Raw genomic sequence first — 11,188 nt, forward strand, 5'->3', positions numbered from 1 at the left:
TTGGTAGAAACCCGGTTTCTCAGTCTTTTTGCGCCCCTACAATTAGCTTCTGAGGCTGACTCCGAATTTTTCGACAAGGATAGAGCGGACTTTTTGTTGGGCTGGTTCGACATCGGTTTCGCTGAGTGTTCGATCGCCCGATCGATAAATCAACCGAAATGCTAAACTACGTTGGCCCGCCGGTACGTTTTCCCCGCGATACTCGTCGAAGAGTTCCACCGAATTCAGCAAGCTACCAGCCGCCCGCTTCATCGCACTCTGCATCTCCACCACCGGAACTTCTACGGGTGCGAAAAATGCGATGTCTCTGTCGGAAGCCGGGAAACTCGAATAACTCGCGAATTTGCGAGTCGCATTGCTCGATCGCCCTAATTCATCCAACAACACGGCTAAATCTAATTGAAACACATAAACCTGTTCCGGCAAACCCTTTTCCTGCTGCAATTGCGGGTGTAATTGTCCGAAGATTCCCAAGCGCTTCCCGTTTAATGATAGCGCGGCTGTGCGGCCCGGATGCAAGCGCTCGTTAGAGGAATCGCTTGCATATTCCACCGCCAAACCCAACTGCTGAAACACGCTTTCTAGGACACCTTTTGCTTCAAACCAAGTCAAAGCTCGATCGCGCCCACCTTGCTGCCATTTCCACATGGTCGGGTCGCCGCCAATAATCCCCGCTACGGCGTCTGCTTCTTTCTTTAAGTCTCCTTCTTTCCAAAAAATGCGTCCGACCTCAAAACCGTTGAGCGCGCCGCTTCCCTGCTCCAAATTGTACTGGAAAGCATCAATCAAGCCTGACAGCATTTCAGTCCGCAAAGCCGAATACTCGACAAACAACGGATTCGCCAGCACAACTTGATTTTCTCCCTCGGTTTTTACTAAGGAATAGTGCATCAACTCTGTCAAGCCGGCCGCCCGAAAAGCCGATCGCACATTCCGTAATTGCGCGTATTCTGGAGATAGATAACCGGGTTCTGTTTCGCTGGGTAAAGTATCGCAGAAGTTGTCGTAGCCGTGGAGTCTGGCGACTTCTTCGATTAAGTCGATTTCTCTTTCTAAATCCCGGTAGCGGTAAGCAGGAATAGTTATCGCCAAAACTCGTTCTTTTTCCGTCGCAGTCACTTCGCAGCCCAAAGCCGTGAGGATATTTTTTACTTCCTCCGGTTCCAGATATGCAGAACCGCCGGTCGCTCCTCTTTTCAACTGTCCTAAGACTGAGTTTACGCGATCGAGACGCAATTCGAGCGATCGCGACCAACTCAAATTTTCCCCCGAACTCGCCGTTTTCTGTACCGTCGCAGTACCGCCAGCCAACTGCAAAATTAGGCTAATAGCGCGATCGCACGCCGTCGTCAAGGCAGCTTGATTCACCCCCCGTTCGTAGCGGATCGATGCCTCGCTCCGCAGCCCTTGAGCGCGCGCCGAACGGCGAATCGTGGCTTGGTCGAAAATCGCAGCTTCCAAGACTAAATTTTGGGTTGCTTCGTGCACTTCCGTATCTTCGCCGCCCATGACTCCAGCTAAGGCTACAGGTTTGTCGCTAGCAGTAATTAACAAGTTTTGAGGTTGCAAATTGCGGTTTTGTCCGTCCAAGGTTTTGAAGGATTCCCCTGTTTTAGCAAAGCGCACGCCGATGTTGATGTCCGAAGTGCCGGTGAATGATTGCAGGCGATCGCGATCGAAAGCGTGCAGCGGTTGTCCCCATTCCAGTAAAATGTAATTAGTGACATCAACCACATTGCTAATCGGCCGCACTCCCGCCGCTTGCAATCGCTGCTGCAACCAAGCTGGAGACGGTGCAATTTTTACTCCTGAAATTTCCGTACCGATGTAAATCGGGCATCCTTGCGGTTCCGATATTTCTACTGCTAAATTAACACTTGCTTCCCCTGCGATCGCCACATTATTAGCTTCAGGAATTCTCAAACTAGCGCCAGTTAGCGCCGCCACTTCCCGCGCTACCCCCACCATGCTCAAAGCATCTGCACGGTTGGCAGTTGCTGTCAAGTCTAAAATCACATCGTCTAAACTCAAAAGCGGGCGAATATCGCTGCCCAATTCGGGATTTTCTAACTCGAAGATATGAATTCCTGCTGATTCTTTAGACAAGCCCAATTCGGCGAGAGAGCAAATCATGCCTTCCGAAGGAACTCCGCGCAATTTAGCTGGTTTAATCTTTAGATCGATTGTCGATAAAAAAGTGCCAACAACGGCGACTGGCACGTAAATATCTGCCCTCGCGTTGGGGGCGCCGCAAACAATATTTAAGGCTTCTGGTTTGCCGACATCGACTTGACAAACTCTCAATTTGTCGGCATTGGGATGTTGTTCTATCGCAACTATTTTGCCCAATACTACGCCGTCGGCCCACGGGCGGCGGTCTTCGATTTCTTCGACTTCAAATCCGGCCATTGTCAGAGTTTCGGCTAATTCTTCTGGGGATATTGTCACATCCACCAATTCCCGCAACCAGTTTAGAGAAATACGCATAATTTTGTCAGTAGATTAGTTGTCGTGTTCGGTAGTTATTCGGTCAGCAGTCTGCGCCGGCCGGCTTCGACTGTGCAGCCCCAGAATTTATTCTGGAATGCTTTTAATACCACATGAGTTAAAATTTGTCAAGGCTATCGTGATATACACCAGCAAAAATGAGCGATCGCCTCAAAGGTGGATGGCTGCTGTGAGATGAGTAACATTCTCATTCAGAACATGAGGTATGCTAGAGATATCTAACAGCGCAAAAAGCACCTAAGTTTAGAAAGACTTTACACAAAAAAGGGCAACTTTAGCAAGTCTTTAAACTATCTTCAAGGATAATCTACCGAAAAAACTCACAGCAGCGAGATAATTTAAATAGGGAAAAGATATCGGCCTAAAAGACTTAGGTGCAATTCCAATTCGCAACCGGATGCACGACCCGCCGGCAACTGATAGAGCAGTATTTCTAGCAGATGCGGTTTAAGGGAATTTGTGCAGTCGAGCGATCGCTGACAAAATCAGAAAAATATAGGCAAACTCAATCAACATGAGCTACTGCGTAAATCCGGGCTGTCCACATCCTCAAAACCCTCCTGACTCTATTCTCCAGTGTCAGACCTGTGGTGCGCGGTTATTGCTGCGCGCTCGCTACCAAGTCATTGAACCTTTAGGACAAGGAGGTTTTGGAGCTACATTTCTGGCAAAAGACATCTCTTTGCCCGGTCAACCGAGTTGCGTGGTCAAGCAACTGCGACCGAGTAGTTCGTCGCCGCGAGTTTTAGAAATGGCGCGGGAATTATTCAAGCGAGAGGCGAAAACCCTCGGCCAACTCGGCGACCACCCGCAAGTACCGAGGCTGCTGGACTATTTTGAAACCGAACAGCAATTTTACTTGGTTCAAGAGTATGTGAAAGGCTCGACTTTGAAACAAGAAGTCAAACACTCAGGGCGTTTCAACGAATCAGATGTTAAAAATTTTCTATTAGAAATTCTGTCAGTAGTGCAATACGTCCACAGCCAAGGAGTAATTCACAGAGATATTAAACCCGCAAATATTATTCGCCGCGCTCAAGACCATCACTTAGTTCTGATTGACTTCGGAGCGGTAAAAGACCAAGTTAGCCAAACAATATTATTAGACCCCGCTGACCAAAGCGCCAACACGAAATTTTCAGTCGGCACGTTTAGTTTTGCTCCCCCGGAACAAATGGCGCTGCGACCGATATTTGCTAGCGATATCTACGCCTTGGGCATGACTTGCTTGTACCTGCTGACAGCAAAGTCGCCCAAGGATTTAGATTTTGATGCTGTTACCGGGGAAATTGTTTGGCAGCCCCACGTTCAGGTCAGCCCAAATTTTGCGCGGATTCTTGAGAAAATGCTCAAGCCGATCGTTAGCCACCGCTTTCAATCCGCAGCAGATGTCGTCAAAGCTCTGAATGGCGAATTTGAAGACGCAGACCTTTGCGACGGCTTGGCAACTCAATTCAACGGCTCTAGCCACACAGTTGAAGAACCGACGATATTTAACGGTGAGGCTACTTCGTGGCCCTCGCCCCAGGCGAAAGCCGGTCAAGATTTGCGATCGACAAAGCAAAGCATCCGCAGTAGAACTTCCTTCGGCCAATCGGGAAACACGGGGATGCAGCCCAGAGTTTCTCGGACTCTGGCTGAGTCTGGCAGAACCTTCGGGACTGCCGCATTTTCCAACGGCAATTTAGCAGCGCCAAAGGTCACGAAAGCTGTTGTGAAGTGGGACAGCAGCAGCTTGCGAGCGGCATATTTTAAAGGTAAACGCGATTTTGCTGACTGCGAACTGTCGGGTTTGCAACTGCCAAAAGCGCAGTTGGCGGGGGGGAATTTTTATCAGGCTAGGTTGGTGAAGGCAAATTTGCAAGCAGCGGATTTGTCGGGGGCGAATTTGGGCCACGCGAGGTTAATTAAGGCGAATTTGCGAGGAGCAAATTTGACTGAAGCTTATTGCAGCACTGCCAATTTTGAAGGCGCGGATTTCCGAGGTGCTGACTTGACGGGCGCTTATTTGAGCAAGGCGAATTTGCGGGGTGCTAATTTGTGCGGCGCGAATCTGACTGACGCTACAGTTAGTGAGGAACAACTCGCAAGTGCAAAGACAAATTGGCTGACTACTAAGCCGGATGGTAAGCGGGGTTTTGGGTTTTAAGAAGTCATTGGGGATGGGGCATGGGGCATCGGGCAAACAGGGCATCGGCCAAACAGGGCATCGGCCAAACAGGGCATCGGGCATCGGCCAAACAGGGCATCGGCCAAACAGGGCATCGGGCATCGGCCAAACAGGTCATTATTCATTAGTCAGTAGAGAGATTAGTCAGTAGTCATTGGGCAATTCTCCCCCTCTCTCCCTCTCTCCCTCTCTCCCAATCTCCCTCTCTCCCCTTCTCCCCCTCTCCCATTCTCCCCTCCCCCAATCTCCCCCTCTCCCCTTCGCCCAGTCAGGTGATTCCTCTGGAGGAAGCTCGATCGCCCAAAGCCGCCTAAATTAAAAAGTAGCAATGGAGGATTCGATCGCACCAAAAATGAAACTGCTCAACCGTCGCACTCGACCCCTTCTGCACGCCGGCATCCTGGGCCTGGCCTACTTTGTCACCGGAAAATTCGCAGCCTCCATACTGGGACTGGTGAAAGCCGAAGCCTCCCCCGTGTGGCCGCCCGCCGGCATTGCTCTGGCGGCATTGCTGCTTTCAGGGCGGCGGATGTGGCCGGGAATTACTCTCGGTTCCGTGCTGTTAAACTCTACCGCCGGTATACCGTCGGCTGTCATTGTCACATCGGCTTTTACCGTTACCCTGCAAGCGCTGGCTGGGGAAGCCCTGCTCAGCCGCAGCGGATTTTGTACTAAGCTCGATCGACTGCGAGATGTTCTGAGTTTGGTGGCTGGCGCTGTCATCGGATCTACTTTCCTCGGTTCTACCCTCGGGAACTTGGGCACCTGCATTTTTGGTTGGGCTCAGTGGAGCAATTTCTCTCGCAACTGGTGGACTACGTGGCTCGGAGACGGGATGGGAATTTTAATTGTCACGCCAGTGTTGCTGACTTTACACCACGCTATTAAAAGTTTTAAATCTCCCATAAATCCTCCCATTATCACTGATTTTTTGTCATTTTTTAACTGGCTCAAGTGCCAATTGTCAGTTGCTAATTATGAATCATCAATTGCAAATTATCAATCGTTAACTGCTCATTATTTAACTATATCAAATCCAGCCAAAAATCGCTATAATATTATATTTTTAATTTCTGATTATTTAGAAGCACTCATTTTATTTATTCTGCTGTTGAGCGTGAGCTGGCTAGTTTTTTGCTCGAAAACACAGGCGCCGATCGCTCTGTATCCGCTGGAATATCTGCCTTTTCCTCTGATAGTTTGGGCAGCCCTGCGGTTTCAACCGCCGGGAGCAATTTTTGCTTATTCGATCGTGTCTTGCATCGCGATTTTGGGAGCGGTGCAGGGAGGCGGCCCGTTTCTGGTCAAAAGCGAAAATCTGCAACAGGCGGTTGTATTTTTACAAGCTTTTACTGGTACGATCGCCATTGTCGCTCTGATGTTGGCTGCTGCTGTGGCTGAACGCGAGCAAGCGCTCGTGGAATTGCACCGCACGGCGGCTCTGTTGCGCGACGCTCACGCTAGTTTAGCCAACGCTCAGCGCATCGCTCAGTTAGGGAATTGGGATTTAAATTGCGCCGCCGTCGAGCCAACTGAAAGCTGCCCAGCATCCGCAGAACATCATATATCCAATATCGAATTGCGGTGGTCGGATCAGCTTTACCGACTCTTGGGTTTTGTTCCAGGAACTGTCAAACCAACACCATCCGTTTTTTTGCAGGCGGTACATCCAGAAGACCGAGAATTGGTGGCGCGATCGCAGTGTCAAGCGATGTTCGATCGCCAACCCTATTGCATTAACTACCGAATTGTGCTTGCCGACGGCTCCGAACGCACTGTCTGCGAACAGTCGGCGATTAATTCAAACGTCATCGCCGCTACAGTCCAGGATGTTACCGAACGCCACCGCGCGGAAGCGGCTTTGCGGGCCTCCTCCGAGCGCGATCGCCTGCTCTCAGAAATGGCCCTGCGCATTCGCCACTCCCTCGACCTCGAAGCAATTCTCAACACTACTGTTGCTGAAGTGCGGGAATTTTTCAAGGCAGACCGCGCTTTCATCGGTATTGTGAACGCGGGCGGGGCAAATCTTGCTAACCCGGTGTACGGTAAGGTTGTGGCTGAGTCGGTGGCTGTTGAATGCCGTTCTGTTATAGGGTGGGTGCTCGCTGACGAGAATCACCTGGAACAGCAGAAAATTTTTTATGCTCACAACCGCGTCCGAGCTGTCTCCGATACTGCTACCGCCCAACTCAACGATAGAATTGCCCAATTATACAGCGACTATCAAATTCGGGCGACGTTAAATGTGCCGATCGTCCTCGGGGATGAATTGTTCGGAATCTTGGCCGTCAACCAGTGTTCAGGGCCCCGCCAGTGGCAGGAATTTGAAATTGATTTATTAGAAAAACTCGCTACCCAAGTCGCGATCGCCCTCTCTTCAGCCCAACTTTTGCAGCAGGTAAAAGATCTCAATGCTAACTTAGAATCTCAAGTGGAGGAACGCACCCGCCAACTGCAACAAAAAATGCACGAACTGCAAGAAAGCAACCGCCTCAAAGATTTATTTTTGCACGCAGTTTCTCACAATCTCCGCACCCCAGTGATGGGAATGTTAATACTGCTGAAAAATTTGCTCAACAAATCGGCCTGTGAGTCTATACAGGATGTTCCGGTTTCGCGATCGATTTTGCAGCGCATCGTTCAAGCCAGCGAACACCAGTTGACGATGGTTAATTCCCTGCTCGACGCTCACGCTAGCGAGGTGAAAGGGATTGTTCTCAAGACAGAACCGCTGCACTTGCAGTCTTTGACTTCAGCAATTGTTGCCGATTTAGAACCGATGCTGCTCAAAAATCAAGCAATTTTGATTCAGGAAATCCCGGCGAATTTGCCGCCAGTCAATGCCGACAGCAAACACTTGCAGCGGGTGCTGGAAAATCTGCTGACTAATGCAATCAAACACAATCCTCCGGGAGTCAAGATCACTTTTAAAGCCGAGGTAATTGAAGTAGAAAAAGCCCTAATTTTTGAAGGGAATTCACAGGTTTTTGCTTCCCCAAATACTCCCGTAGCCCGCTGTATCCCTAATTTCCCTTCTGCTGCGGACGATCGCACGGGGATGTTCGACACCCCAAAAAATCAAGAAACCCGGGCCAAATTTCACCTCGATGGCAGTTACCAACTGCCCCGCTATCAGGGTCAAATTGGCAATAACAGCAGCAAATTGCCCGAAGTTACCGTAAAAATGGTTCGCTGCACTGTAACAGACAATGGAGTGGGAATCAGCGCCAAACAGCGGGAATCTCTGTTTGAACTTTACGTTCAAGACCCCAATAGCCGACAATTAACAGGGCTGGGTTTGGGGCTTTACCTCTCCAAGCAAATTATCAAAGCTCACGGCGGCTTCATCGGCGTCGAAAGCACTCCCGGAGGTGGCTCGACTTTCTGGTTTTCGTTACCGACTGTCAGTCGATTTGAGATTTTCCATTTTTCGATTTGAGATTTACTTTACAGATGAATGTGGGAGGTTTAACTAGGCTCTAAAATTTTGATCTATCCACGACAACAGTCTGGCGCTTGTATCCGTTTGAGGGCGGATTCAACTCAGACAATCGCTATCAACCCAATTCTTCAATTCTTCAATTCATCAATTGTTCAATCTTCTATTCTTCAAGCCTAAATCCCAAATCTAAAATCTAAAATAGTATGAGCTATTTGGGCAACAAAAAATCTGTTGAGGCGCTAACGGTTTATGAGGTGTGGCGCGATCGCTTCCTACGAGATCGGCTGCGCCCTGCGGTGCGAATTGCCATCTTTTTTGCCTTCACAATAATTGTCTATCTTCTGGGCGAAGCAATCTTCGCTCCCCGGGAGTTTAAAATTGTTTATTTGTACACTAGCGCTGCTGTAGAATTGGGTTTGCTGACCTGTTTGGTGTTGCAAAAAACATCGATCGGCAAGCGCTATCCCGGTTTACTATTTTTAGGTTTTTCGTGGTCGCTGACTGTCGTTGTGCAGATTGGGTTAGCCGCAGCAAAAGTCGGGGAATTACCAATTTTAACTTGGAGTTTAGCGTTGCTCACTCAAGCTACGCTGATGCCCGTTCGCTGGCGCCTTCACCTAATTTCTCAACTCGGTGTTTTGTTCTGCCACGTCGGCATAAATTTGATTTTCAATCTAAATTTTGCTAAGTATACTGCGTTTAGGCTGAGCGGGTTTTATTTATATTTATTTTGGTTTTGTTTGATTTGCGATTTGTCAGTTTACTGGTACGAATGTCTGCAACGAGCCGAGTTTAGTACCAAGCGCGAGTTGGAATCTGCTTATCAAAAATTGGAGGTGGCGGAGGCGAAGTACCGCAGCATTTTTGAGAATGCCGGCGAGGGAATTTTTCAAAGCACTCCCGACGGCCGCTATATTACTGCAAATCCAGCTTTGGCGCGGATTTACGGCTACGATTCCCCGGAAGCAGTGACGGCAAAGTTTACTGATATTGAGCGACAGTTGTACGTCGATCCGACACGCAGAAATCAGTTTTTGCGATCGATCGCGGAAAGCAACACAGTCTCGGATTTTGAGTCGCAAATTTACCGCCGTGACGGCAGTATTGTCTGGATTTCCGAGAAAGCGCGGGCGGTACGGGATAGCAGCGGCTCCGTGCTTTATTATGAGGGTTTAATTGAGGATATCACGCAGCGGAAACAGGCACAAGAATCGCAGCGGCTGTTTATTCACGCTCTTTCTCACGACTTGCGCAACCCGGTGGCGGGAATGTTAATGGTGCTGAAAAATTGGCAGACGAAAACAGGGGATTCGATCGCAATTCCCCGTTCTATTTTGGAGCGGATGATTCAAGGTAGCGAGCAGCAATTGCGATTGATAAATTCGCTGTTGGAAGTTCACGCCGGGGAATTGCGCGGTTTGGTTCTGCACTGCGATCGGGTGAATTTGAGGGCAGTAGTTGAAGCGGCGGCGGCAGATTTGGAACCTTTAATGAATGAGGCGCAAGCTACTTTTACAAATTTGGTTCCAGATGAGTTGCCCGCTGTGAATGCTGACAATACTCAGTTGTGGCGCGTGTTTTCTAATTTAATTGCTAATGCTTTGAAACACAATCTGCCGGGACTAAATTTAACGGTTTCGGCTCAATTAATCAAGGCGAAACAAATTACGATAAATCCAAGTGAAGCAAAACAAAATATCGAAAAATTCCCAATTCCCAATTCCCAATTCCCAATTCCCAATTCCCAATTCCCAATTCCCAATTCCCAATTCCCAATTCCCAATTACCAATTCCCAATTACCAATTCATCAAGTAGCATGATTTGCTGTACAGTTGAAGATGACGGAGCGGGAATATTGCCGGAACAGTGCGAACATCTGTTTGACCTTTACGTTAGGGGCGATCGAGCCAGACACTCAGTCGGTTTGGGCTTGGGTCTATACCTTTGTAGGCAAATTATTGGCGCTCACGGCGGGGAAATTGGGGTAATTAGCAGTCCCGGTGCTGGAGCCATTTTTTGGTTTACTTTGCCCCTAGCTGAAAATTATCTGTAATTTTTTGTATGTTTAACTACATTAGATAATGGGGTTTTACTGTTGCAGGTGCGTTGCGTGCGGGTCAAGCAAAATTAATCGATCGCACTATTGATATTCATTTACAGCAGTGCTATAATCACGCGATTGTTAGACTAAACTTTTTGTTCGACCTTCCGATTTTCTTTAGAAATAACATTTAATCTAGAAAAAATCTAAAATTAGATCGCAGACCTGCAATTTATGTTTGTCGAGAACAGCTCAGAAAATACAGATAAAGACGATGCAGCTCAGTACGACTCAGCCAAATATAACGAGCGGTCGTTCTCAACTTTAATTCGGGCGCTCCGTCTTTCCCAAGGTTACTTTTCTTTCGTTTTAGTCCACTGCAACTCCCTGGCTTTGCGGCAGCAAATAGTCGATCGCCTGCAAGTAACTTGTGCCCAGAAACCGCGCCAACTGTTTTTGTCAAAATCGGCGACATCTCTCTACACCACAATCACAGCAGAAGTAGACGGCGAAACGCCTCCAGCTTTAATGATCCTCGGTTTGGAGTCAGTAGAGTCGATCGATCGATTGCTGACTTCTACCAACCTAGTATGCAGCGAATTCAGCAAAAAATTTGCCTTCCCCGTCGTCTTTTGGGTAACAGATGAACTTCTGAGAAAAATCATTCGCACCGCCCCAGACTTATACAATCGGATGACAACAATTAGATTCATCAGTCATGGGTAATGGGGAATTGGGAATGGGGAATTGGGCATGGGGCATGGGGCATGGGGAATTGGGAATTGGGCATGGGGCATGGGGCATGGGGAATCGGGCAAACAGGGAATTGGGAATTGGGAATTGGTAATTGGGAATTGGGAATTGGGAATTGGGAATTGGGAATTGGGAATTGGTAATTGGTAATTGGGAATTGGTAATTGGGAATTGGTGATTTTCTACCTAACTAATGCCCCATCCCCATGCCCCATGCCCCATGCCCACCCGTAGACTTCGCGCGCGGGCAAGATGCCCCAAGCCCCATGCCCC

At 48.6% G+C, this 11,188-nt stretch carries 7 protein-coding genes; 6 read left to right on the forward strand and 1 reads right to left on the reverse strand.

Annotation, left to right across the window (positions count from 1 at the left end; genetic code table 11):
• Positions 1-42: 42 nt before the first annotated feature.
• The gene (gene pheT / locus QUB64_RS17600) at positions 43-2,487 is read right to left on the reverse strand and encodes a phenylalanine--tRNA ligase subunit beta (RefSeq protein WP_333272148.1); all 2,445 of its coding nucleotides are present in this window, start codon (positions 2,485-2,487) and stop codon (positions 43-45) included.
• A gap of 535 nt (positions 2,488-3,022) precedes the next feature.
• Here pheT and QUB64_RS17605 point away from each other — a divergent pair.
• From QUB64_RS17605 to QUB64_RS32990, 6 genes are all read left to right on the forward strand, one after another.
• Positions 3,023-4,657 carry a serine/threonine-protein kinase gene (locus tag QUB64_RS17605; RefSeq protein WP_333272151.1) on the forward strand — a complete coding sequence of 545 codons (1,635 nt, stop codon included), beginning with the start codon at positions 3,023-3,025 and terminating at the stop codon, positions 4,655-4,657.
• A complete protein-coding gene (locus QUB64_RS17610) occupies positions 4,632-4,829 on the forward strand; it encodes a hypothetical protein (RefSeq protein WP_333272154.1) in 198 nt (65 codons plus the stop codon). The genes QUB64_RS17605 and QUB64_RS17610 overlap by 26 nt, the downstream gene beginning before the upstream one ends.
• Before the next feature lie 177 nt (positions 4,830-5,006).
• Positions 5,007-8,117, forward strand: coding sequence for a sensor histidine kinase (locus tag QUB64_RS17615; RefSeq protein WP_333272157.1), 3,111 nt, complete (start codon positions 5,007-5,009; stop codon positions 8,115-8,117).
• A 206-nt stretch (positions 8,118-8,323) separates the two neighbouring features.
• Positions 8,324-10,174 (forward strand): PAS domain-containing sensor histidine kinase, encoded by a 1,851-nt coding sequence (locus QUB64_RS17620; RefSeq protein ID WP_333272160.1) that lies wholly within the window; start codon positions 8,324-8,326, stop codon positions 10,172-10,174.
• Positions 10,175-10,396: 222 nt separating this feature from the next.
• Positions 10,397-10,888, forward strand: a complete 492-nt coding sequence (locus QUB64_RS17625) for a hypothetical protein (RefSeq protein ID WP_333272162.1) — start codon at positions 10,397-10,399, stop codon at positions 10,886-10,888.
• A gap of 27 nt (positions 10,889-10,915) precedes the next feature.
• The gene (locus QUB64_RS32990) at positions 10,916-11,065 is read left to right on the forward strand and encodes a hypothetical protein (RefSeq protein WP_442921669.1); all 150 of its coding nucleotides are present in this window, start codon (positions 10,916-10,918) and stop codon (positions 11,063-11,065) included.
• Positions 11,066-11,188: the final 123 nt, after the last annotated feature.

This window comes from Microcoleus sp. Aus8_D2 (genome assembly GCF_036702665.1).
In the GTDB taxonomy this organism is placed as follows: Bacteria; Cyanobacteriota; Cyanobacteriia; order Cyanobacteriales; family Microcoleaceae; genus Microcoleus.